The 22,333-nt window shown below is 64.0% G+C and carries 23 protein-coding genes; 3 read left to right on the top strand and 20 right to left on the bottom strand.

Annotated features, from left to right (window positions below):
• The 7 genes from IFT76_RS10315 to ccmA form a co-directional block, all read right to left on the bottom strand.
• Window positions 1-537 (bottom strand): DsbE family thiol:disulfide interchange protein, encoded by a 537-nt coding sequence (locus IFT76_RS10315; RefSeq protein WP_192058222.1) that lies wholly within the window; start codon window positions 535-537, stop codon window positions 1-3.
• Window positions 534-2,504 carry a heme lyase CcmF/NrfE family subunit gene (locus tag IFT76_RS10310; protein WP_192058307.1) on the bottom strand — a complete coding sequence of 657 codons (1,971 nt, stop codon included), beginning with the start codon at window positions 2,502-2,504 and terminating at the stop codon, window positions 534-536. The genes IFT76_RS10315 and IFT76_RS10310 overlap by 4 nt, the downstream gene beginning before the upstream one ends.
• An 11-nt stretch (window positions 2,505-2,515) precedes the next feature.
• Window positions 2,516-2,959, bottom strand: coding sequence for a cytochrome c maturation protein CcmE (ccmE, locus tag IFT76_RS10305; protein ID WP_192058220.1), 444 nt, complete (start codon window positions 2,957-2,959; stop codon window positions 2,516-2,518).
• Window positions 2,956-3,132: a heme exporter protein CcmD gene (ccmD, locus tag IFT76_RS10300; protein WP_192058218.1), complete on the bottom strand. Its 177-nt coding sequence runs from the start codon at window positions 3,130-3,132 to the stop codon at window positions 2,956-2,958. Before ccmD ends, ccmE begins: the two co-directional genes overlap by 4 nt.
• Window positions 3,129-3,893: a heme ABC transporter permease gene (locus IFT76_RS10295; RefSeq protein ID WP_185794566.1), complete on the bottom strand. Its 765-nt coding sequence runs from the start codon at window positions 3,891-3,893 to the stop codon at window positions 3,129-3,131. Before IFT76_RS10295 ends, ccmD begins: the two co-directional genes overlap by 4 nt.
• Window positions 3,894-3,954: 61 nt before the next feature.
• On the bottom strand, window positions 3,955-4,623 hold the full coding sequence (ccmB, locus tag IFT76_RS10290; RefSeq protein ID WP_192058216.1) for a heme exporter protein CcmB: 669 nt from the start codon (window positions 4,621-4,623) through the stop codon (window positions 3,955-3,957).
• Window positions 4,620-5,252, bottom strand: a complete 633-nt coding sequence (gene ccmA / locus IFT76_RS10285; protein ID WP_192058214.1) for a cytochrome c biogenesis heme-transporting ATPase CcmA — start codon at window positions 5,250-5,252, stop codon at window positions 4,620-4,622. Before ccmA ends, ccmB begins: the two co-directional genes overlap by 4 nt.
• Window positions 5,253-5,423: 171 nt before the next feature.
• Between ccmA and fliK the strand changes: the two genes are divergently transcribed.
• The 3 genes from fliK (at window position 5,424) to IFT76_RS10270 (ending at window position 10,243) form a co-directional block, all read left to right on the top strand.
• Window positions 5,424-6,989: a flagellar hook-length control protein FliK gene (gene fliK / locus IFT76_RS10280; RefSeq protein WP_192058212.1), complete on the top strand. Its 1,566-nt coding sequence runs from the start codon at window positions 5,424-5,426 to the stop codon at window positions 6,987-6,989.
• Window positions 6,986-7,306 carry an EscU/YscU/HrcU family type III secretion system export apparatus switch protein gene (locus tag IFT76_RS10275; RefSeq protein ID WP_192053356.1) on the top strand — a complete coding sequence of 107 codons (321 nt, stop codon included), beginning with the start codon at window positions 6,986-6,988 and terminating at the stop codon, window positions 7,304-7,306. Before fliK ends, IFT76_RS10275 begins: the two co-directional genes overlap by 4 nt.
• Window positions 7,307-7,492: 186 nt before the next feature.
• Window positions 7,493-10,243, top strand: coding sequence for a dermonecrotic toxin domain-containing protein (locus tag IFT76_RS10270; RefSeq protein WP_192058210.1), 2,751 nt, complete (start codon window positions 7,493-7,495; stop codon window positions 10,241-10,243).
• 41 nt (window positions 10,244-10,284) lie between these two features.
• Here IFT76_RS10270 and IFT76_RS10265 read toward each other — a convergent pair whose 3' ends face one another.
• The 13 genes from IFT76_RS10265 to flhF all read right to left on the bottom strand — a co-directional run bounded on the left by IFT76_RS10265 (window position 10,285) and on the right by flhF (window position 22,322).
• Window positions 10,285-10,677 carry a DUF2802 domain-containing protein gene (locus IFT76_RS10265; protein ID WP_049858773.1) on the bottom strand — a complete coding sequence of 131 codons (393 nt, stop codon included), beginning with the start codon at window positions 10,675-10,677 and terminating at the stop codon, window positions 10,285-10,287.
• Window positions 10,678-11,157, bottom strand: coding sequence for a chemotaxis protein CheW (locus IFT76_RS10260; RefSeq protein WP_043186096.1), 480 nt, complete (start codon window positions 11,155-11,157; stop codon window positions 10,678-10,680).
• Between the two features lie 40 nt (window positions 11,158-11,197).
• Window positions 11,198-12,061 (bottom strand): CheW domain-containing protein, encoded by an 864-nt coding sequence (locus tag IFT76_RS10255; protein WP_192058208.1) that lies wholly within the window; start codon window positions 12,059-12,061, stop codon window positions 11,198-11,200.
• Window positions 12,061-12,849 carry a ParA family protein gene (locus tag IFT76_RS10250; RefSeq protein WP_122475877.1) on the bottom strand — a complete coding sequence of 263 codons (789 nt, stop codon included), beginning with the start codon at window positions 12,847-12,849 and terminating at the stop codon, window positions 12,061-12,063. The genes IFT76_RS10255 and IFT76_RS10250 overlap by 1 nt, the downstream gene beginning before the upstream one ends.
• 55 nt (window positions 12,850-12,904) lie before the next feature.
• Window positions 12,905-13,789, bottom strand: coding sequence for a flagellar motor protein MotD (motD, locus tag IFT76_RS10245; RefSeq protein WP_192058206.1), 885 nt, complete (start codon window positions 13,787-13,789; stop codon window positions 12,905-12,907).
• An 11-nt stretch (window positions 13,790-13,800) separates the two neighbouring features.
• The gene (locus IFT76_RS10240; RefSeq protein ID WP_192058205.1) at window positions 13,801-14,541 is read right to left on the bottom strand and encodes a flagellar motor protein; all 741 of its coding nucleotides are present in this window, start codon (window positions 14,539-14,541) and stop codon (window positions 13,801-13,803) included.
• On the bottom strand, window positions 14,541-15,665 hold the full coding sequence (locus IFT76_RS10235) for a protein-glutamate methylesterase/protein-glutamine glutaminase (RefSeq protein ID WP_122475881.1): 1,125 nt from the start codon (window positions 15,663-15,665) through the stop codon (window positions 14,541-14,543). The genes IFT76_RS10240 and IFT76_RS10235 overlap by 1 nt, the downstream gene beginning before the upstream one ends.
• Window positions 15,666-15,681: 16 nt before the next feature.
• Window positions 15,682-17,856: a chemotaxis protein CheA gene (locus tag IFT76_RS10230; RefSeq protein ID WP_185794515.1), complete on the bottom strand. Its 2,175-nt coding sequence runs from the start codon at window positions 17,854-17,856 to the stop codon at window positions 15,682-15,684.
• A gap of 58 nt (window positions 17,857-17,914) precedes the next feature.
• Complete coding sequence (locus IFT76_RS10225) at window positions 17,915-18,703, bottom strand: protein phosphatase CheZ (protein WP_185794514.1); 789 nt, start codon at window positions 18,701-18,703, stop codon at window positions 17,915-17,917.
• 19 nt (window positions 18,704-18,722) lie between these two features.
• Window positions 18,723-19,097 (bottom strand): chemotaxis response regulator CheY, encoded by a 375-nt coding sequence (locus IFT76_RS10220; RefSeq protein ID WP_090362272.1) that lies wholly within the window; start codon window positions 19,095-19,097, stop codon window positions 18,723-18,725.
• A gap of 213 nt (window positions 19,098-19,310) precedes the next feature.
• The gene (fliA, locus tag IFT76_RS10215) at window positions 19,311-20,057 is read right to left on the bottom strand and encodes an RNA polymerase sigma factor FliA (RefSeq protein WP_240998692.1); all 747 of its coding nucleotides are present in this window, start codon (window positions 20,055-20,057) and stop codon (window positions 19,311-19,313) included.
• Window positions 20,051-20,884, bottom strand: a complete 834-nt coding sequence (fleN, locus tag IFT76_RS10210; RefSeq protein WP_122475888.1) for a flagellar synthesis regulator FleN — start codon at window positions 20,882-20,884, stop codon at window positions 20,051-20,053. The genes fliA and fleN overlap by 7 nt, the downstream gene beginning before the upstream one ends.
• Window positions 20,885-21,002: 118 nt before the next feature.
• The gene (gene flhF, locus IFT76_RS10205) at window positions 21,003-22,322 is read right to left on the bottom strand and encodes a flagellar biosynthesis protein FlhF (protein ID WP_192058203.1); all 1,320 of its coding nucleotides are present in this window, start codon (window positions 22,320-22,322) and stop codon (window positions 21,003-21,005) included.
• Between the last annotated feature and the right edge of the window lie 11 nt (window positions 22,323-22,333).

Genomic DNA, 22,333 nt, shown 5'->3' with positions numbered 1-22,333 from the left:
TCATGGTCGGGCCTCGTCGAGCAGCGCCTGGTACAGCGGCGCCAACTGCTCGCGCCATACGGTCTGGTCGATGACACCCACCCACTTGTGGCGAATCACCCCGCGGGCGTCGATGAGAAAGGTCTCCGGCGCGCCGTATACGCCCAGATCCAGGCCCAGAGTGCCGTCCTTGTCATTGATGTCCAGCGCGTAGGGGTTGTGATAGTCCGCCAACCAGCGGCGCGCGGCTGCGTTGTCATCCTTGTAGTTGATGCCGTAGATCAACACGCCCTGCCGGGCCAGCGTGTTGAGCAGCGGATGCTCGACCCGGCAGGCCACGCACCAGGTGCCCCAGACATTGACCAGTGCGGGCTTGCCCAGCAGGTCGGCGCGGGTCAATGTCCGTTCGCCCGGGGTATCGGCCAGGCTGAACGGGGGAAACGGCTTGCCGATCAGCGCCGACGGCAGCTGTGCCGGGTCCAGGTGGAGGCCGCGGTAAAGCAGCACCGCCACTATCAGGAATGCGCCCAAGGGCAGCGCCAGCAGCCAACGCTTCATGCCGGGGCTCCTTTGCCGAGTACGTCACGCACGCGCGCTTTGACCTTGAGCCGATAGCGCTTGTCCAGCGCGGCGAGCAATCCTCCCAGCCCCGTCAGCAACCCGCCCAGCCAGATCCAGCGCACGAACGGCTTGACGTGGATGCGTACGGCCCACGCACCGTTTTCCAGCGGTTCACCCAGGGCAACGTAGAGGTCGCGGGTAAAACCGGCGTCGATGCCTGCCTCGGTCATCACCGATTGCTGAACGGTGTACAAACGCTTTTCGGGATGCAGCAAGCTGACCTGTATACCCTCGCGCAGGACCTGGATGCTGCCACGCTGAGCGGTGAAATTCGGCCCGCGATGAGACTCGGCACCGTTGAAGATGAATTGATAGCCACCCAGTTCCACTGCATCGCCCGGTGCCATGCGCAGGTCGCGCTGGGCACTGTCGTGGCTAGACAGCACCACGCCCAAGGCACAGACGGCGATGCCCAAGTGGGCCAGTTGCATGCCCCAGTAGCTGCGCGGCAAGCCAGCCAGGCCTCGGCGAAAGCCCGTGTGACGGGTCTTGTCGTGCAGGTCGCGGGCACCGGCCAGCAGCACCCAGGCAGCCAGCGCAAAGATGGTCAATACCGGCCAGGCAAAATCCCCCAGGCACCACGCTGCCAGCGGCGCCAGCAAGGCACTGCCGATCAACACAGGCACCAGCATGCCCCGCAACCAGGCCGTTGGCGTGTGTTTCCAGCGCACCAGCACACCGACCGCCATGGTCAGCATCAGCAGCGCCATCAAGGGCACGAACAGCGCATTGAAATAGGGTGGGCCGACCGACAGCTTGGCGCCGGTCAGGGCATCCAGGGCCAGCGGATACAACGTACCCAGCAGAATCATGGAGGCGGCCACCAGCAGAATCAGGTTGTTGCCCAGCAGCAGGGTTTCGCGCGACCACAGGCCGAAGCCCACATGACTCTTGACCACCGGCGCGCGCAGCGCAAACAGGGTCAGCGAACCACCTACCACGAACAACAGGAAGATCAGGATGAACACCCCGCGCGTTGGGTCGGACGCGAACGCGTGCACCGAGGTCAGCACGCCCGAGCGCACCAGGAAGGTTCCCAGCAGGCTCAGGGAAAACGCGGCGATGGCCAGCAGCACCGTCCAGCTCTTGAACACGCCGCGCTTCTCGGTGACCGCCAGCGAATGGATCAGCGCGGTACCCACCAGCCAGGGCATGAACGAGGCGGTCTCCACCGGGTCCCAGAACCACCACCCGCCCCAGCCCAGTTCGTAGTACGCCCACCATGAGCCCAGGGTGATGCCGATACCCAGAAAGCTCCACGCCACCATCGTCCATGGACGTGACCAGCGTGCCCAGGCCGCGTCCAGCTTGCCGCCCAGCAGCGCGGCAATGGCGAAGGCAAAGGCCACCGAAAAACCGACGTAGCCCATGTACAGCATGGGCGGGTGAACGATCAGGCCGATGTCCTGCAGCAAGGGGTTGAGGTCGCGGCCGTTGGCGGGAATCTGCGGCAGCACCCGAGCGAAGGGATTGGACGTCAGGATCAGGAACAGCAGGAAGCCGACGCTGATCATGCCCATCACTGCCAGCACCCGCGCCAGCATCACCTGCGGCAACTGCCGCGAGCCGATCGACACGGCGAAGGTCCAGCCGCCCAGGATCAGCGCCCACAGCAGCAACGAGCCCTCGTGGGCACCCCATACCGCGCTGAACTTGTAGTACCAGGGCAAGGCGCTGTTGGAGTTTTCGGCCACGTAGCGCACGGAAAAGTCGTCGTTGAGGAAGCTTGCGGCCAGGCAGGCGAACGCCAGCACCAAGAACGTGAACTGGCCCCACGCAGCTGGCCGCGCCAGGCCCATCCACAGCCGGTCGCCGCGCCAGGCACCAACCAACGGCACACTGGCCTGCACCAGGGCCAGACACAGCGCCAGGATCATCGACAATTGGCCCAGTTCGGGCACCAGCAGTGCAGCGATCATGGCGAAGCTTCCATTCGGCCGGAGTCTTTCAAGGCTTTGGTGACTTCCGGGGGCATGTATTTCTCGTCGTGCTTGGCCAGTACCTCGTCCGCCTGCACCACGCCGGCAGCGTTCAGGGTGCCGAGGGCGACGATGCCCTGCCCCTCGCGAAACAGGTCGGGGAGGATGCCGCGGTAGGTGATGGTGACGCTGCGCTGGAAGTCGGTAACCACGAAGCGGACATCCAGCGAGTCGTCGGAACGCTGCAGCGAGCCCCGCTCGACCATGCCGCCGGCGCGAATGCGCGTGCCCACCGGCGCCTCGCCATTGGCGATCTGGGTCGGCGTGTAGAACAGGTTGATGTTCTGCTGCAATGCACCCAGGGCCAGGCCTACGGCAAGCGCGACACCTGCCACCAGGGCGAGGATGAGCGTCAGGCGTTTTTTGCGTAGCGGATTCACGGTCGACCCTCCCGGCGCAGACGTCGCGCTTCCTGTTGCAGGTGACGTCGCCGGGCCAGCAGCGGTCCGGCCACGTTGACCACCAGCACCAGCACGCACAGGCCATAGGCCGACCAGACGTAGACGCCGTGGCGCCCCATGCTCAGAAACTCGCCGAACGAATCGAAGCTCATGGCGCGGCCTTCGTTTTCAAGGCACCGGCCAGGTACTCCCGGACCCAGCGGCTGCGGGCTTCGCGTCTGAGCACCTCCAGGCGCATGCGCAACAACAGCACGGCGCCGAAGAAACAGTAGAAGCCGAGCACCGTGAGCAGCAGCGGCAACCACATCTGCGCGGGCATCGCCGGTTTTTCGGTCAGGCTGAACGTGGCGCCCTGATGCAGGGTGTTCCACCACTGCACCGAATACTTGATGATCGGAATGTTGACCACGCCGACGATGGCCAGTACCGCACAGGCCTTGGCCGCGTTCTCGCGGTTGCCGATGGCCTGCCCCAGGGCAAGCAGCCCCAGGTAGAGAAACAGCAGGATGAGCATGGAGGTCAGGCGCGCATCCCAGACCCACCAACTGCCCCACGTCGGTTTGCCCCAGATGGCGCCCGTGGCCAGCGCCAACACGGTCATCCAGGCGCCCACCGGTGCAGCGCATTGCAGCGCGATGTCGGCGATCTTCATCTTCCACACCAGCCCCACCACGCCGGCCAGCGCCATCATCACGTAGCAGGACTGGGCAAGCATGGCTGCTGGCACGTGAATGTAGATGATGCGAAAACTGTTGCCCTGCTGGTAATCCGGCGGCGCGAAAGCCAGCCCCCAGACAACGCCCGTGCCGATCAGCAGTGCCGCCGCCGCGCTCAACCACGGCAGCAGGCGTCCGCTCAGGGCATGGAATGCCTTGGGCGAGCCGAGCTTGTGAAACCACGTCCAGTTCATCACCTTGTTCTTCATGACCCCGTATCCAAAAGCATGAGCCAGACGCACACGCGGCCTGGCCCGTTCATTCGCCGACACTGATCTTCAGCCCCGCCGCGATGGCGAAAGGCGCCAAGGTCACCGACACCGCTGTCAGGCTGCCCAGCCATAACAGGTAACCCGTGGCTGGCAACTGCTGCAACGACGCCTGCAGGGCGCCACTGCCCAGAATCAGCACCGGGATGTACAACGGCAGCGTCAGCAGCGCCAACAGCAGGCCGCCGCGCTTGAGCCCGACCGTCAACGCCGCCCCCACTGCGCCGAGCAGGCTGAGCACTGGGGTGCCGAGCAGCAACGACAGCAACAGCACCGGCAGGCAGCGCTCGGGCAGCCCGAGCATCAGCGCCAGCAGCGGGGAGACGAGCACCAGCGCCAGCCCGGAAAACAGCCAGTGCACCAGCACCTTGGCCAGCACCAGCAAGGGCAGTGGATGTTCGGACAATATCCATTGTTCCAGCGAACCGTCCTCCAGATCGCTGCGAAACAGGCCGTCGAGTGACAGCAGCACGGCCAGCAGCGCCGCTACCCATACCAGGCCGGGGGAAAGACCTTGCAGCACCTGCATCTGCGGACCCACAGCCAGCGGGAACAGCGCGATGACGAGGGCGAAAAACACCAGCGGGTTGGCCAGCTCGGCGGGCCGTCGACACAGCAGCCGTGCTTCGCGCTTGAGCAACAGGACGAAAACACTCATGCCGCCTGCGCGTCCAGTTCCAGCCGCCGGTAGCTGCCGGGGGTCTGCGCCAGCAGATGGTGGGTGGTCAGCACGACCATGCCGCCTCGCTCGCAGTGTCCGACCAGGTGCCGTTCCAACTGCTCCACTGCCTGTGCATCGAGTGCAGTGAACGGCTCGTCGAGAATCCACAGCGGCGGGCCGGGCAGATGCAGACGAGCAAGCGCCACGCGGCGCCGCTGGCCGGCTGAAAGCCGGTGACACGGCACGTCTTCGAAACCGCGCAGGCCGATCGCCGCCAATGCCGCCCAGATGCGCTCGCGACTGGCCGGGGTGTGCAGCGCGCAGAGCCAGGCCAGGTTTTCCTCGGCGCTGAGTGTCTCGTTGATGCCGGGCGCGTGGCCGATCCATACCAGCGGGCAGCCACGTTCGCGCCGGTGTGCGGTCTGCGTCTGCGCCGTCAGGGCGACCTGCCCTTCAGCGGGCTGCATCAACCCGGCCAGCAGGCGCAGCAGGCTGGTCTTGCCACAGCCGTTGGGGCCGCACACCTGAAGCATGTCGCCGGCTGCCACCTGTACCTGCAGACGCTCGAACAGCAGCCGCCCATCGCGCTCGCAGGATAGATCGATGGCGTGCAGGTATGGGGTCAAGACTCGGCCTTATGAAATCGGATCGCACGTCACGGCGTCGAGCCGTGTTCAAGTTCTGCAGGGCATGGCCGCTATACTTCCATGGCACTGTATAGCAGAGCCGGCCGCAGTGGCCGCGCATTATACATGCGCAGCTCACGCCCAAGGGCGCAACCGACACAGGTTTCATCCATGCCTGACCTGATCAGCAACCTAGCCGCGCTGCCGTCTGCCAGCGGAGCCGCGCGCGCCAGTGCCTCGAACACCGAGATGGTGAAGATCACCCAGCCACTGGACAACCTGCTGGCCCTGGGCGAGACAGTCGACGCCGAGGTGGTGTCGGTCAAGGCCGGCGCCCAGGACTTTCAACTGCTGCTGCGCCTGAGCCTGGCCGGTGGCGGGGTGGCGACGATCACCGCCAGCAGCCTGCAACCGCTGCCCCAGGGCACTGCATTGCTGGTTTCGCACCTGGCCGGCGGCGCGGCCCTGGTCGCCACCCAGGAGCGCGGCAACGGCGCCCCGCTGACCCTGACCCGCATAGACACCCAGGCATTGCCGGTGGGCGCGCTGTTGCAGGGCAAGGTCAGCAGCAGCCAGATGCTGCCGCAGATCGCCGGGCAGCCGGCGGTGTATCGGGCCATGGTGACCCTGCTCAACACCGCTCAGGCGGGCAATATCCTGGCCATCGAGAGCCCTCAGCCGCTGCGCCTGGGCAGCCTGCTCAGCGCCCAGGTGATGAGCGACCGCAGCCTGAATTTCGTGCCCTTGAGCGGGCGCATGGACCAACTGGCCGTGGCCCAGCAATTGGGCGCCCAGCAAGCTCGGCAGGGTTCCTTGGACAGCCTCCTGAGCGCGGTGCAGAGCCTGCGGCAGAACCCGGAACTCGCGCCGCCGACGCGGGCGGGCCTGGAGCGTCTGTTGGCCAGCTTGCCGGACATGCAGCAAATGGCCGACCCGAAAACCGTTGCACAGGCCGTGGTCGCCAGCGGCGCATTCCTGGAAGCCAATCTGCTCAACGGCCAACCGGCACCCGATCTCAAGTCGGCGCTGCTGCGCCTGATGGCGCAGATCGCGCCTGCTGCGGTGCCCAATCCGGCGGCGCAACCGGCGGTGGCGGCCAATGTGCTCGCTCAGGTGCTGCCGGGGCGCGTGCGCAATGCCCTGAATGCCTGGGGGCAGGTCAGCGAAAAAATCGTCCCGGCAAGCTTTCCCCTGCCCGCCCGCACGGCGCAGAAAAGCGAAGGCGAAGACGATCTCGAACACCTGCTGCGCCTGGCCGGTGCGGCGGTGGCGCGCCTGCAGAGTCATCAGCTCGCTGGCCTGGAACAGACCGGGCGTACCCCAGATGGCGCCACGCAGACCACCTGGCAACTGGAGATCCCCATGCGCCACCTGCACGATTTCATCCCGCTGCAGGTCAAGGTGCAACGCGAAGACCCACCACCGGACCAACAGCCCCACGACAAGAACGAGCCCAGGCCCGCCCAGGAAAAGATCTGGCGCCTGGACCTGGCTTTCGATCTGGATGCACTGGGCCCGCTGCAGGTGCAGGCGCAACTGGCCCACGGCAGCCTCTCCAGCCAGTTATGGGCGCAACGACCAGCCACCGCCCTGCTCATCGAGAACCAACTGGACAATCTGCGGCAGCGCCTGCAGGCCAGCGGCTTGAACGTCGCCGACCTGCAGTGCCACCAAGGCACCGCTCCGCAAGGCGCCCGTACGCGTCTGGAACAACGCTGGGTGGATGAAACCGCATGAACGAACGAGCCCCACGCCAAGCCATCGCCCTGCGCTACGACGGCCAGAAGGCACCTACCCTCACCGCCAAGGGCGACGATGAGCTGGCTGAAGCGATCCTGGCCATGGCGCGCGAATACGAAGTACCGGTGTATGAAAATGCCGAGCTGGTGAAGATGCTGGCACGCATGGAACTGGGCGACAGCATCCCCCACGAGTTGTACCTGACCATCGCAGAGATCATCGCCTTTGCCTGGCACCTGCAAGGCAAGACCCCTTCCGGCTTCGAACTGGCGCCTGCGCCGGCCGAGCGAGACATCACGCCCAAGGCCTTGTAGCGCCTGGGCCAGAAGGCTTTTTCCACCCCTCGAATCGAGTCTACGGCGATCGCGTCGATAGCCTTTACCGGGCCGGTTTGCTATCGGTACCGGCGGCGGCCGCCCTAGATAGTTACCACGTCCACCCGATGCGCCGAACGAATCATGGCCTGGCACGACTTTCCGTGCTCTGAAAGGAATACCGCCATGACTTCCCGATTCATCAGCCCGCAGGGTGTGCAAGCCGTCCGCGACGCCCTCCAGGATTACCCCAGGCCCGATCGCGCCGCTGCCGATGCGGTACGCAAGTGGGCGTCGAAACAGGGCCTGGAGCTGAATCCGGACAAGGTCGACGCCGTTACCCTGCACTATCAATTCAAAGGCCAGCGCTGCATCGCCAAGGTCGTGCGCAAGCTGACCATGACCCAGGCGCTGCTGTCGAACTGGCAGGGCGAATCGAACAATGATCTGATCGGCGCCGCCCTGCATGCTGCCTGGGCCGGCACCCCGCCGCCCTACCCGATCACGCTGGTCGACCATCTGGATGAAAAGGGTTCGTTCGACTACGGCAGCGAGTACCTGGTGTACAACGGCCTGTACCGGCAGACATCGTCGGCGGGCTACGACCCGGCCAACCACATACGCCTTCCTGCCGAAGAGTTTCAACGCTTCATCTGGCACATGGACTTCCAGACGCCCTACAATCACATGCTCAAGGGCTACTGGAAAAACGGACTGCAAGCCTACCGCGACGCGGCCAAAGTCAATTTCATCGCGGCCTGCAACAGGCAGACGAGCCACGCGAGCCTGAGCGATGCCGGTCGGGTTCTGGCCTGGCAGATTGCAGGCCTGCTGCCGCGGCCCCATGCCGTACACGTCGCCTGCCTGAATATCTACGGCTATGCAGCGACCAATCTGCTGTGCCTGAAAAACACTGCGACCGGGCTGACGGTGCTGTACATACCCGGCAACAGCTCGCCGTTCCACGAATTCACCGACGAATCGTCGATGAAGCGGTGGGTGGCCAAGCACTGCAAGCACCCACACACGCGTCAAGCGCTCGAAGCGCACTTTCCACCCGGCGACGAGGCCGACACGCTGGGTTTCAGTGGCCTCGCCACCGCGCTTACGGGTCTGGGCCTGTACCCTGCCTACCACCATTTCGATCCCGACAGACATCCCGGTTTCGCCACCAGCGGTTTGTGGGTACCCGAGGATACGGTCAACTACCGGACGAGCCACTACAGCCCGCCCATCGAAGGCGACCTGTTCATGGCCATGGCCCGCCAACAGAAGAAACGCAGCGAGCAGGACGCCGCGTTCATCATCGACACCGACAGCTCGGTAACCCAGGAAAAGTGGCGCGGCTACTTCACTTCGGCTATCAACACCCTGGCCCCGATCGCGATGGTGGTGCCGGAACTGGCGCCAATCTTTGCCTTGGGCGGCCTTGCTCAACTAGGCCTTGGGCTGGATCGGGCAATCAACGGCAAAAACCTGGAGCAGCGCGCCGCCGGCGCCGACGATGCGGTCTGGGGGATGCTCAATGCAACACCACTGCTGCACCTGCAGATTCCCCAAAGACCGGCAATCTTCCGCTTCAAGCGTGCCGAGTTCGTCATCCCGGCACGCATCAACGGCCAGCTCGGCTACCCGCTGAGCCCGGTGCAGGCTCCGCACCTTGCGGCCCTGGAGCCGGTTCTGGAGACCGCCTTCAGCCTGCCGCAATCGGTACAACCCGTGGCCGGGGCGGACCAGGCGCTTTGCGATGCCATCATTCGCGTGCCCAGCTACAGTGGCAGGCACGACCTTCTGGAATGTGAAATAGACGGATACGTCGCTGCCGTTCACTACGATGTGGAGCACGACGCCTTCGTCCAGAGCACCGACCTCAACGAGATCGATCCGCCGTGCTACGTGGCGCCGCAGCCTGGCGGGCGCTCGCTGTCGCGGTTGCCGAACGTCAAGCGGCCCGTCACCGACGCCCAGCGCGCGCAAACCCTACGGGCGCTGGGGGTCGATCTGACACTGCCGCTGAGCCTTGGCGAACTGCGCCCGCCGGTCATGAAAGCCATTGCGAAGAAAATCTCCTGCCTGTGGGTCGGCGACAAGGTCATCAGCGCTGCCTTGCTGGAAAACGTAGGACGCAATGCCGCCCTGCTGCGCGACAGCAGTTACCAATACCGCCTGTTCCTTTCCACGACCTCACCGCAAGCCTATGCGCGCAACGTCGAGCTGTTGGCCCAGCATGCGCCCTCGCTGCGGGTCATCCCGCTCGAACCGCATCCGCTGTACACGGCGTTCAAACGCAGTCGCTATTTCCGGCAATACCAGGCGGCCATCGAAGGCAACGGCGGCATCGCCACCAACTACGCTTCGGCATCCGACGTGCTGCGCTATCGAATTCTGAAAAGCGAAGGCGGCCTGTACATGGATATGGACGACAGCATCCTCGCACCCGGAGAGAAAACCCCCATGGGGCAGCTGGCCGAGCCCATCGACAGCGTACCGCTGCGCACGTCGGACCGAGGCCTGATCCTTTCGGTGCCCCTGTCCAATGAAACCCTGGGCATGAACATCCAGTTCGGCAACAGCATGATCGGCAGCCACGCGGGCAATCCGACCCTGGATGCAGTGTCGCAAACGATGCTGGAGCGCTTCGAGGCGCAGCCACGGTTCTACGATAGCCGTCCGGATCGGGCGACCGATCCCGAAGGCTTCCAGCGTTATGCCATTACCTTGAACCACATCAGCGGGCCCGGTGCACTCAACCACACCATCAGCCAGCGGTTGCTTGAGCTGGCGCAGTACCGCGAGGCGTGGAACCTGGCGGCGTTGCCGATCCGTGACATCAACGGCGTCCTCGACTGGTCGGGATTCAACGATGCGTATCAGACACTCACGCCACTCAACCGCTTTTCGCGGGTAGGCAGCAGCCTGAGCTGGACCCACACCTGAGTGACACCGCCGGATGCTGACGAGCAACAGGCGCTGGGCGCTCAGCCGCGGTGCAGTTTGCTCATCAGCTCGGCCTCGGCCTGGGTGAGGCCGCAGGCCTGGGTCAGCTCATCCACCGACGCGCCCATGGCCACCAACTTGCCCGCCTGGGCAAACGACAGGCTGCCGGGGTCGCGTTGCTCGAGCTGGGCCAGCTTCTCCGGCAATGGCCCAACCACCGCGCGCAACTCGTGCAGTGCTTCGCCCAGGCGCACGTTGAGATTCTGGTAATCGTCCAGGCGCTTGGTCAGCTCGCGCAGCCGCTGATCGCGCAGCGCATCGCCTGCCGCCTGTTCAGCAGCCAGCAGGCGCTGGCTTTTCTGGTAGGACAGGAACAGCGAGACCGTTCCAACCCACAGCACCGCCAGCAGGACGACTGCAACCTCGAAGATCAATCAGATATTCTCCAGCTCGGACCACTCTTCTTCGGACATCATCTTGTCCAGCTCGACAAGAATCAGCAGTTCGCCATTCTTGTTGCACACGCCTTGGATGAACTTGGCCGACTCGTCGTTACCGACGTTGGGCGCCGTTTCGACTTCGGACTGGCGCAGGTAGACCACCTCGGCCACGCTGTCGACCAGAATCCCTACCACCTGCTTGTCGGCCTCGATGATGACGATGCGCGTATTGTCGCTGACATCGCTGGAATCCAGACCGAAGCGCTGACGCGTATCGATCACCGTGACCACGTTACCGCGCAGGTTGATGATACCCAGCACGTAGCTGGGCGCACCCGGCACCGGTGCGATTTCGGTGTAGCGCAACACTTCCTGCACCTGCATCACATTGATGCCGTAGGTTTCATTGTCCAGACGGAAGGTGACCCACTGCAGGATCGGATCTTCGGAACCTTGGGCGGACGACTTCTTCATACTACTAACCCCTCAAATGCCATGACGGCGGCGTGTTCATTCAATTCTTGACGATAGCGGTGGTGGCGGCAGGCTTGCCTGGCGCCGAGGCGACTGGACGCAGATGGCGTGCGCCGCCACTGGCGATCAACTCGGCCAGTTCGGCGACGTCCAGCAGCGCGCACATGTGTTCGATGACGGTTCCCGCCAGCCATGGCCGCTGGCCGCGCTGACTGCGCCACTTGATCTCGTTGGGGTCCAGGCGCAGCGAGCGGCTGACCTGGTGCACGGCCAGACCCCACTCGTAGCCCTGCACTGAAATCACGTACTGCAACCCCTGGCGGAAATCATCGCGGTAGCGATCGGGCATCACCCAACGCGCGGTGTCGAGCACTTTCAGGTTGCCACTGTTGCTGGGCAGGATGCCGAGAAACCAGTCGGGCTGGCCGAACAGCGGCGTCAGGGTCTGGCCAGCCAATGCATAGATCGAACCCAGGCACACCAGCGGCACGGCCAGGGTCAGCCCGGCAACGTCGAACAGCAGGCACTCGAACGGCTCGGCGGCCCAGCTGGGGCGGCCATCTACGGTTGCCGAGAGCGGCTGCAGACTTGCCGACGGCAGATGGACATCGACCACCGGTGCGACCAGCGCCGACTCGGCCGACTGGATTGAATCGACAATGGGCGTGTGCACCTGCACCTGCACCGGCGGCAAAAGCACTGGCACTGGCACTGGTACCGGCTGCAGGCTTGCAGCATCGCGCACTTGTTCCTCGAGCACGGCTGCCTGGAACTCGTCGAGTCTGTCCAGGCCGGCGTCGAGATCCAGCGCTTCGAACGCCTCGGTGGCTTCATGCAACAGGCCGTCCAGGTAGGACTGCAAGGCCACCTGGGGCCGTTGGGCAATATCGACGGGACGGTTCATCAGGCTACCTGCGCGACGAGTTGTTGGGCCAGCAAATGCTTGAGCAAGGCCCGGTAGGCGACCACGGCGCGGCTCTTGCCGTCGAAGCGCGAGGGTGTCTGTCCTGCCCGGCTGGCGTCGCGCAGACGCGTGTCGACCGGGATGTAACCCGGCCATATGTGCTGCGGGTAATCGTCGCGCAAGGTGCGCAGGGTGCTCAGCGACGCCTGGGTACGACGGTCGAACAACGTCGGAACGATGCTGTATGGCAGGGCCTGACGGCGCGAACGGTTGATCATGGTCAAGGTGCTGACCATGCGCTCCAGGCCTTTGACTGCCAGGTGCTCGGTCTGTACCGGGATCACCAGTTGCTGGCTCGCCGCCAATGCATTGACCATGAGCACGCCCAGCAGCGGCGGGCTGTCGATCACGGCGTAGTCGAAATCCTGCCACAGTTGCGCCAGGGTCTTGGCAATCACCAGGCCCAGGCCACTCTGCCCAGGTTGCTGGCGCTCCAGCGTCGCCAGTGCGGTGCTTGAAGGCAGCAACGAGACGTTGGCCTCGCCGGTCGGCAGCAGCAGTTGATGAGCCAGGCCTGGCGGCACGGCGCCCTTGTGCAGGAACAGGTCGTAACAGCTGTGCGCCAGTTCATCGGGGTTGTGCCCGAAATAACTGGTCATCGAGCCATGCGGATCGAGATCGACCATGACCACGCGCTTGCCCGCCTCGGCGAGCAAACCGGCCAAGGCGATCGAAGTCGTGGTCTTGCCTACCCCGCCTTTTTGATTGGCTACTGCCCAGACTCTCATGGTGATGATTTCCCCTCGGTAAACGGCGCACTACCGAGATAGTGAAGCTTTCGGGTTATGGGCCGGGCGGCGGACTTTTGACAGACCCAGGCGCGGACGGCACGGTTAAGGGCGTCTTTGCAGTTTGTGTGCCAGCCCGGCGCAATGCTGCATCCGGCTGGGCGTTGGCACTGCCAGAACTGGTGATGCTGCGACGCACGTCAAGGTTGCGCGAAATGACCAGCACCACCCGACGGTTGCGCCCTCGTCCATCGGCGCTGGCGTTGTCGGCCACTGGCTGGAACTCACCATAACCGACGGCCGCCATGCGCCGCGGGTCGATGCCTTCCATGGCCATCATGCGCACGATGCTCGCTGCCCGAGCGGTCGACAGCTCCCAGTTGGTCGGGAACTGCGCAGTACTGATAGGCAGGTTGTCGGTGAAACCCTCGACATGAACCGGATTGTCGAAGGGCTTGAGAATGCCCGCCACCTTGTCGACGATGGCGAACGCCATGTCGCTGGGCATGGCATCGCCACTGCCGAACAGCAGGCTGGACTTGAGTTCGATCTCGATCCACAGCTCGTTGCCGCGCACGGTCAGTTGATCCGAGGCAATCAGGTCGCCGAACGCCTGACGGACATTGTCGGCAATGGTCTGCAATGGGTCGACCGCCTCGCCGATGGCCGCTTCCGATTGCTCGCTGTCGGTGACCAGCGGCTGCACAGGACGGGTGGTCAAGGGTCGCTCCTCGCCGATCGGGATGGGCCTAATGCTACGGTCCGGGTCGCTGAACACCCCGACCAGCGCCTGCGACAAGACCTTGTACTTGCCTTCGTTGACCGACGAGATCGAATACATCACCACGAAGAAAGCGAACAGCAGGGTGATGAAATCGGCGTAGGACACCAGCCAGCGTTCGTGGTTTTCCGGCTCTTCTAGGCGACGACGACGGGCCATGCCATGCTCTCCTAGTCGAGGTAGCCTTGCAGCTTCATTTCGATCGAGCGTGGGTTCTCACCTTCGGCGATGGACAGCAGCCCTTCGAGCAGCATTTCCCGATAGGCCGCCTGACGCTGGGCGAGCGCCTTGAGCTTGTGCGCCACCGGCAGCAAAAGCAGGTTGGCGCTGGCTACACCGTAGATGGTCGCCACGAACGCCACCGCGATGCCGTTGCCCAGCTGGCTGGGGTCGGCCAGGTTGCCCATGACGTGGATCAAGCCCATCACCGCGCCGATGATGCCGATGGTGGGCGCATAGCCACCCATGCTTTCGAACACCTTGGCTGCCTGCAGGTCACGGGCTTCGCGGTTGTACAGATCGACTTCGAGCACGCTGCGGATGGCCGCTGCCTCGGCGCCATCGACCAGCAACTGCAGCCCCTTTCGCGCATAGTCGTCGGGCTCGGCTTCGGCACTGGCTTCCAGCCCCAGCAAGCCTTCCTTGCGCGAGACCAGGCTCCAGTTCACCACACGATCGATACCGCCGGCCATGTCGATCCTGGGCGGAAAGAGAATCCAGCGCACATTGTGCAGTGCGCGCTTGAAAGCGCTCATGGGCGACTGGATCAGCGCCGCCGCCAGCGTGCCACCGACCACGATCAGCGCGGCAGGACCATTGAGCAGCGCCGACAGGTGGCCACCCTCGAGAAAATTGCCACCGATGATGGCAACGAACGCGAGGATGATCCCGATCAGGCTGAGTACATCCATCAGCCGCACGCCTCGACCAGGTGCCGGCCAATGTCGTCGAGGCTGTAGATGGCGTCGGCCAGGCCAGCCTTGACGATCGCCATGGGCATGCCGTAGATCACGCAGCTTGCTTCGTCCTGGGCCCAGATGTGACTGCCGCCCTGCTTGAGCAGGCGCGCGCCCTCTCGACCGTCGGCGCCCATGCCGGTAAGCACCACCGCCAGGACCTTGTCGCCGTAGGACTTGGCCGCCGAACCAAACGTGATGTCCACGCAGGGTTTGTAGTTAAGGCGCTCGTCACCGGGCAGAATCTTCACCGCGCCGCGGCCGTCGATCATCATCTGCTTGCCGCCGGGCGCCAGCAATGCCAGCCCGGGACGCAGCACGTCGCCGTCCTCGGCTTCCTTGACGCTGATCCGGCACAGCTTGTCGAGGCGCTCGGCGAACGCGCGAGTGAAGGCGGCCGGCATGTGCTGGACGAGCACGATCGGCGTTGGAAAATGTGCCGGCAGCTGGGTCAGCACGCGCTGAAGCGCCACCGGCCCTCCGGTGGAGGTGCCGATGGCCACCAGTTTGTAAGGCTTGCGCCGCGGCGTCGCACTGCTGGCGGTCGGCGCCGGCGCCCGCACCGGCGTCACCGGTGCGGGCGTACGCGTCGGCACGGGCCGCGACGGTGTCAAAGCGGCTGGAGAGGCCGCGGCCGCGAGCGCCGGAGCGGGCGTGGCCATGTGCGCACCCAGCCGGCGGTTGCTGCGCGAGAGTGTGTGGATCTTCTCGCAGAGCATCTGCTTGACCTTCTCGGGGTTGCGAGAAATGTCTTCGAAATTCTTCGGCAGGTAATCCACCGCCCCCGCGTCGAGGGCGTCGAGGGTTACCCGCGCGCCCTCGTGGGTGAGGGAGGAAAACATCAGGACCGGGGTGGGACAGCGCTGCATGATATGACGCACGGCAGTGATGCCGTCCATCATCGGCATCTCGTAGTCCATGGTGATCACATCGGGTTTGAGCGCCAGGGCCTGATCGATCGCTTCGCGGCCATTGGTAGCGGTCCCGACCACCTGGATGGTGGGGTCCGACGAAAGAATTTCCGAGACGCGGCGGCGGAAAAAACCGGAATCATCCACCACCAGGACCTTGACTGCCATAAACACTCCACTACGATCAGATACGCCGTGCGGCGTAGCGCTTGAGCATGCTCGGTACATCGAGGATCAAGGCGATTCGGCCGTCACCGGTGATGGTCGCGCCGGACATGCCGGGCGTGCCCTGCAGCATCTTGCCCAGCGGCTTGATCACCACTTCTTCTTGCCCGACCAGTTGGTCGACCACGAAACCGATGCGTTGGGTGCCGACCGACAGGATGACCACGTGGCCCTCGCCCTGCTCCTCGTGGGCCGCCGACTTGACCAGCCAGCGCTTGAGGTAGAACAACGGCAGCGCCTTGTCGCGCACGATGACCACTTCCTGGCCATCGACGACGTTGGTGCGCGAGAGGTCCAGGTGGAAGATCTCGTTGACGTTGACCAGCGGGAAGGCGAACGCCTGGTTGCCCAGCATCACCATCAGCGTCGGCATGATTGCCAGGGTCAGCGGCACCTTGATGACGATCTTCGAGCCCTGGTCCTTGGCCGAGTAGATGTTGATCGAGCCGTTCAGCTGGCTGATCTTGGTCTTGACCACGTCCATGCCGACGCCGCGGCCCGACACGTCGGAAATTTCCGTCTTGGTGGAAAAGCCCGGCGCGAAAATCAGGTTGTAGCAGTCGGACTCGCTGAGGCGGTCGGCGGCGTCGCGGTCCATCAGGCCTTTTTCCACGGCCTTGGCGCGCAGGACCGCAGGGTCCATGCCCTTGCCGTCATCGCTGATCGACAACAGGATATGGTCGCCTTCCTGCTCCGCCGACAACACCACGCGCCCACCGCGCGCCTTGCCGTTGCGTTCGCGCTCTTCCGGCGTCTCGATGCCGTGGTCGACGGCGTTGCGCACCAAGTGCACCAACGGGTCGGCCAGGGCCTCGACGAGATTCTTGTCCAGGTCGGTTTCTTCACCGACCAGTTCCAGGTTGATTTCCTTCTTCAACTGCCGGGCCAGGTCGCGGACCAGCCGCGGGAAACGCCCGAAGACCTTCTTGATCGGCTGCATGCGCGTCTTCATGACGGCCGTCTGCAGGTCGGCCGTCACCACGTCGAGGTTCGAGACTGCCTTGGACATGGCTTCGTCGCTGCTGTTGGCGCCCAGGCGCACCAGGCGGTTACGCACCAGCACCAGCTCGCCGACCATGTTCATGATTTCGTCCAGGCGCGCGGTATCGACGCGTACGGTCGTCTCGGCTTCGCTGGCAACCGGCTTCTCGGCCACCGGTGCACGTGCAGGGGCTGCCTCGACCTTGCGCGGTGCCGCCACCGGCGCGGGCGCGGCCGGAGCCGGCTGCGTCTCGGGCAGGCTGGCGACATCGCTGAACTTGCCCTTGCCATGCAGTTGGTCGAGCAGTGATTCGAACTCGTCGTCGGTGATCTGGTCGCTCGTGGGAGCCTGCGCCTGCGCCTGGGCAGGCGGTGGCGTGACCGCATCGGCAGTGAACGTACCCTTGCCATGCAACTGGTCGAGCAGCGCCTCGAACTCGTCGTCGGTGATCTCGTCGCCAGACGCACCCACGGCAGCCTGCGCCGAAGCGGCTGGCGATGCCGCAGCCGGCGCCAGCGCATCGACCGCGAACTGACCCTTGCCGTGCAGCTGGTCGAGCAGCGACTCGAATTCGTCGTCGGTGATATCGTCGCTGGCCGCACCGTGCTGTGCAGCAGCGGACGCGGTGGGCGCGGCGGCCTGCGCTTTGGCCGCGCTCAAGGAATCGAGCAATTGCTCGAACTCGCTGTCGGTGATGTCTTCGCCCGGCGTCGAGGCTGGCGCCGCAACGGGCACCGCCACGGACGGCGCAACGACCGCCGCAGCCGGTTCGGCCAGGCGCGCCAGGGCATCGAGCAACTGGGGGCTGGCCGGCGTGACCGGAGAGCGTTCACGCACCTCGGTGAACATGCCGTTGACCGCGTCCAGCGCTTCGAGAACGACATCCATGAGTTCGGCGTCGACCCGGCGCTCACCTTTGCGCAAGATGTCGAAGACGTTCTCGGCGATATGGCAGCACTCCACCAGCTCGTTGAGCTGGAGGAAGCCGGCGCCGCCTTTTACAGTGTGAAAACCGCGAAAAATTGCATTGAGCAAGTCGGCATCATCGGGACGGCTTTCCAGCTCGACCAGTTGTTCGGACAGTTGCTCGAGAATTTCGCCGGCCTCTACCAGGAAATCCTGAAGGATTTCTTCGTCGGCGCCGAAGCTCATGTGGATGCTCCCTGGAATACGTGATTAACGGTCAACACAGTCAGGCGCAGGCGATGGCCTAGAAGCCCAGACTGGACAGCAGATCGTCGACATCGTCCTGACCGGATACGACGTCTTCACGTTTATCGGCATGGATCTGCGGACCTTCACCCTTGGCGGGATGTTTTTCTTGATCTTTTTCGGCGCGGAGCTGTTCGTGATCATGCTGGATGCCGGCGAAGCGATCGACCTGGCTGGCCATCAGGACCAGTTTGAGCAGGTTGCTCTCCACTTCGGTGACCAGCGCGGTGACACGCTTGATGACCTGGCCGGTGAGGTCCTGATAATCCTGGGCCAGCACGATGTCGTTGAGGTGGCTGGCGACTTCGCGATTGCCCTGCTCGCTGCGGGTCAGGAAGCTGTCGACCCGGCGCGCCAGTTCGCGGAACTCGTCGGCGGCCACTTCGCGGCGCATGAAGCGCTGCCAGTCGGCGCTCAAGGCACTGGCTTCGGCACTCAGCGTATTGAGCACCGGGGTGCTCTGCTCGACCAGATCCATGGTGCGGTTGGCCGCGTTTTCGGTCAGGCGTACCACATACGACAGACGTTCGGTCGCGTCGGTGATCTGCGAAACCTCTTCGGCCTGGGGGATGTTCGGATCGATCTGGAAACTGACGATTGCGCTGTGCAGCTCGCGCGTAAGCTTGCCCACTTCCTGATACAGGCCGCGATCGCGGGTCTGGTTCAGTTCGTGGATCAATTGCACCGCGTCGCCGAAACGGCCTTTTTCAAGGCTGTCGACCAGCTCCACGGCGTGTTTTTTCAGGGTCGACTCGAAGTCCCCCAACGTGCTTTGTTTGTGGTCCATTGCGCCCCCATTGCAGACTTCAGCTATTGACGCGCTCGAAAATCTTTTCGATTTTTTCTTTCAGCACTTGCGCAGTGAAAGGCTTGACCACATACCCGTTGACCCCGGCCTGGGCGGCTTCGATGATCTGCTCGCGCTTGGCCTCGGCGGTGACCATCAGCACCGGGAGGTGCTTGAGGCGATCGTCGGCGCGCACCTGGCGCAGCAGGTCGATGCCGGACATGCCAGGCATGTTCCAGTCGGTGACGAGAAAATCGAAGTTGCCGCTGTGCAACATCGGCAAGGCGGTGTTGCCATCATCGGCCTCGGCGGTGTTGGTGAAGCCCAGGTCACGCAGCAGGTTCTTGATGATGCGCCGCATCGTCGAGAAATCGTCGACGATGAGGATTTTCATGTTCTTGTCCAATTAGACCTCCAGCAGTCTTGAACACGCCCAGCCCCTGGACGTGCATAACAATCGAATTCGCCTGAGCCACTTGCCGCTGCAGATCGCCTACCCGCGCTACGCCAGCGGGCCTCTTCACGGACAGAGCCCGCTTCCACGGTCTCGACCTCTGTGGGAGCGGGCTCTGCCCGCGACAAAGCCCGCACCGGTCTTGCCGTTCCTTCAGCGTGCCCGCCATTCCCCCAGGCGCCCGCGAAGTCGCGCCGCGCACTGGCTGTGCAACTGGCTTACCCGCGATTCGCTGACACCCAGTACCTCGCCGATTTCCTTGAGGTTCAGCTCTTCGTCGTAATACAACGACAGGACCAGCTTCTCGCGCTCGGGCAGGTTGGCGATGGCCTCGGCCAGCGCGCCTTGAAAGCGTTCGTCCTCGAGATCCCGCGAGGGCTCCAGCGAACCGCTGGCGCCGTCTTCGTGCAGGCCCTCGTGCTCACCGTCCTGCAGCAGATCGTCGAAACTGAACAAGCGGCTGCCCAGGGTATCGTTCAGGATCCCGTAGTAATCATCCAGACTCAGACTAAGTTCGGCAGCGATCTCGTGATCTTTAGCGTCGCGACCGGTTTTCGACTCGATTCGGCGAATGGCATCACTGACCATGCGGGTATTGCGGTGCACCGAACGCGGCGCCCAGTCGCCCTTGCGCACTTCGTCGAGCATGGCGCCGCGGATACGAATACCGGCGTAGGTCTCGAAACTGGCCCCCTTGCTCGAGTCGTACTTGGTCGAGACCTCCAGCAGACCGATCATGCCGGCCTGGATCAGGTCTTCCACCTGCACGCTGGCTGGCAGACGCGCCAGCAGGTGATAGGCGATACGCTTGACCAGCGGCGCGTATTGCTCGATCAGCTGATGCTGCTGCGAGTCGCGCGACGCCTTGCTGTACATACGGTATCCGCTGGCACTCATGATACGGGCCCTGCGCTGGTTTGCTGGACCAGGCGTTCGACGAAGAACTCCAGGTGGCCACGGGGGTTGGCCGGCAAAGGCCAGGTGTCTACTTTCTGCGCGATCGCCTTGAAGGCCAGCGAGCATTTGGAACGGGGGAACGCCTCGTACACGGCGCGCTGCTTCTGCACGGCCTTGCGCACCGACTCATCGTAGGGCACGGCGCCGACGTACTGCAGGGCAACGTCGAGGAAGCGATCGGTCACCTTGGTCAGCTTGGCGAACAGATTGCGCCCTTCCTGGGGGCTCTGCGCCATGTTGGCCAGGACCCGGAAGCGGTTCATGCCGTAATCGCGGTTGAGCAGCTTGATCAAGGCGTAGGCATCGGTGATCGAGGTGGGCTCGTCGCATACCACCAGCAGGACTTCCTGGGCGGCGCGGACAAAGCTCACTACCGATTCGCCGATACCGGCGGCGGTGTCGATGATCAGTACGTCGAGGTTGTCGCCCACATCGCTGAAGGCCTGGATCAGGCCGGCATGCTGGGCCGGGCTCAACTGCACCATGCTCTGGGTACCCGAGGCTGCCGGCACGACACGGATGCCGCCGGGGCCCTGCAACATCACGTCGCGCAGTTCGCAGCGACCTTCGATCACATCGGCCAGGGTGCGCTTGGGGGTCAGGCCCAGCAACACGTCGACGTTGGCCAGGCCAAGGTCGGCGTCCAGCAACATGACCCGGCGGCCGAGCTCGGCCAACGCCAGGGACAAGTTCACTGACACATTAGTCTTGCCGACGCCACCTTTGCCGCCGGTCACCGCGATCACCTGTACGGGATGCATGCTGCCCATGTTCGTTCTTTACCTTGTCTAGACCGAGGCCACACGAGTGGCTGCCAGTTCGATTGCTCGAGTGTTTCCTGGCAACCCTACGATGCAGGAAGAGTGTGCTTGCATAACGTTCTTCACCTCAGCCAACTCGCTTGTCGGGGCTGTGGTAGAGACCCGCGAACATATCGGCCATGGCCTCTTCGCTGGGCTCTTCTTGCATTTGCACGCTCACTGCGCGGCTGACCAACTGGTGCCGGCGCGGCAAATGCAAGTCATCGGGAATGCGCGGCCCATCGGTAAGATAGGCAATCGGCAGTTCCTGAGTGATGGCCAGGCTCAGCACTTCGCCGAGACAGGCCGTTTCATCCAGTTTGGTCAGGATGCACCCGGCCAGACCGCAACGCTTGTAGCTATGGTACGCGGCGCTGAGCACCTGCTTCTGGCTGGTAGTAGCCAGCACGAGGTAATTACGCGCATTGATCCCGCGTCCGGCCAGGCTTTCGAGCTGCATGCGCAGGGCCGGATCGCTGGCTTGCAGGCCAGCGGTGTCGATCAATACCACGCGCTTGCGCAGCAGGGGTTCCAGGGCCTGTACCAATGACTGGCCCGGATCGACCTGAGTCACCGATACATTGAGAATGCGGCCCAGGGTCTTGAGTTGTTCCTGGGCACCGATGCGAAAGCTGTCCATGCTCACCAGCGCCACGCTCTGGGAACCGTACTTGAGCACATAACGGGCCGCCAGCTTGGCCAGAGTGGTGGTCTTGCCCATGCCAGCCGGGCCGACCATGGCGATCACGCCACCTTCTTCGAGCGGTTCCACTTCCGGTGTACGGATCATACGCGCCAAGTGCGCCAGCAGCATCCGCCATGCCTGCCGAGGTTCGTTGATTTCGCTGGTCAGGCTGAGCAGCTCGCGAGCGATCGGGCCGGACAAGCCGATGCGCTGCAAACGACGCCACAGATTCGCCTGCGCCGGCTTGCTGCCTTGCAGCTGGGTCCAGGCCAGGGAGCCCAGCTGCACTTCCAGCAGTTGGCGCAAACCGTTGAGTTCGGAACGCATGGAATCGAAAAGACGTTGGTCGACGGCAGGCTGTGGCGCGGGGGCCACCTGCACACGCGGGGGCTCTTCGCGACGCGGCTCGACCAGCGGCTCGGCGGCGGTCAACGGCAGGCCGGCAACCAGCTGGCGGTTGGTAGCCGCATCGCTTTCGCCACGGGTGCTCAGCTCGGCCTGGGCCGAAACGATCCGCGATTGGGTCTTGCGCAGCTCTTCTTCCAACTCCAGGTTGGGCACGCGCGGCGCCAGGGCCGACAGCTTGTAGTCCAGCGCTGCGGTCAGCTCGACGCCGCCGGCGATGCGACGGTTGCCAATGATGGCAGCGTCGGCGCCCAGCTCATCGCGGACCAATTTCATCGCCTGACGCATGTCGGCGGCGAAAAATCGCTTCACTTGCATAACCCACTACC

The organism is Pseudomonas sp. CFBP 13727 (genome assembly GCF_014841915.1).
Taxonomy (GTDB): Bacteria; Pseudomonadota; Gammaproteobacteria; order Pseudomonadales; family Pseudomonadaceae; genus Aquipseudomonas; species Aquipseudomonas baltica.
Note: the sequence above shows the minus strand (reverse complement) of the source record. Positions and strands in the feature narration are given on the sequence as shown.

What these genes read in the sequence shown, in the direction of transcription:
- fleN (WP_122475888.1), bottom strand. Translation starts at nt 20,884, where the DNA reads ATGGGCAGCATGCATCCCGTACAGGTGATCGCGGTGACCGGCGGCAAA.
- IFT76_RS10315 (WP_192058222.1), bottom strand. Translation starts at nt 537, where the DNA reads ATGAAGCGTTGGCTGCTGGCGCTGCCCTTGGGCGCATTCCTGATAGTG.
- IFT76_RS10240 (WP_192058205.1), bottom strand. Translation starts at nt 14,541, where the DNA reads ATGGATGTACTCAGCCTGATCGGGATCATCCTCGCGTTCGTTGCCATC.
- ccmD (WP_192058218.1), bottom strand. Translation starts at nt 3,132, where the DNA reads ATGAGCTTCGATTCGTTCGGCGAGTTTCTGAGCATGGGGCGCCACGGC.
- IFT76_RS10255 (WP_192058208.1), bottom strand. Translation starts at nt 12,061, where the DNA reads ATGAACCGTCCCGTCGATATTGCCCAACGGCCCCAGGTGGCCTTGCAG.
- IFT76_RS10275 (WP_192053356.1), top strand. Translation starts at nt 6,986, where the DNA reads ATGAACGAACGAGCCCCACGCCAAGCCATCGCCCTGCGCTACGACGGC.
- fliK (WP_192058212.1), top strand. Translation starts at nt 5,424, where the DNA reads ATGCCTGACCTGATCAGCAACCTAGCCGCGCTGCCGTCTGCCAGCGGA.
- flhF (WP_192058203.1), bottom strand. Translation starts at nt 22,322, where the DNA reads ATGCAAGTGAAGCGATTTTTCGCCGCCGACATGCGTCAGGCGATGAAA.
- ccmB (WP_192058216.1), bottom strand. Translation starts at nt 4,623, where the DNA reads ATGAGTGTTTTCGTCCTGTTGCTCAAGCGCGAAGCACGGCTGCTGTGT.
- IFT76_RS10260 (WP_043186096.1), bottom strand. Translation starts at nt 11,157, where the DNA reads ATGAAGAAGTCGTCCGCCCAAGGTTCCGAAGATCCGATCCTGCAGTGG.
- IFT76_RS10270 (WP_192058210.1), top strand. Translation starts at nt 7,493, where the DNA reads ATGACTTCCCGATTCATCAGCCCGCAGGGTGTGCAAGCCGTCCGCGAC.
- IFT76_RS10225 (WP_185794514.1), bottom strand. Translation starts at nt 18,703, where the DNA reads ATGGACCACAAACAAAGCACGTTGGGGGACTTCGAGTCGACCCTGAAA.
- IFT76_RS10235 (WP_122475881.1), bottom strand. Translation starts at nt 15,665, where the DNA reads ATGGCAGTCAAGGTCCTGGTGGTGGATGATTCCGGTTTTTTCCGCCGC.
- motD (WP_192058206.1), bottom strand. Translation starts at nt 13,789, where the DNA reads ATGGCCCGTCGTCGTCGCCTAGAAGAGCCGGAAAACCACGAACGCTGG.
- IFT76_RS10230 (WP_185794515.1), bottom strand. Translation starts at nt 17,856, where the DNA reads ATGAGCTTCGGCGCCGACGAAGAAATCCTTCAGGATTTCCTGGTAGAG.
- IFT76_RS10250 (WP_122475877.1), bottom strand. Translation starts at nt 12,849, where the DNA reads ATGAGAGTCTGGGCAGTAGCCAATCAAAAAGGCGGGGTAGGCAAGACC.
- IFT76_RS10220 (WP_090362272.1), bottom strand. Translation starts at nt 19,097, where the DNA reads ATGAAAATCCTCATCGTCGACGATTTCTCGACGATGCGGCGCATCATC.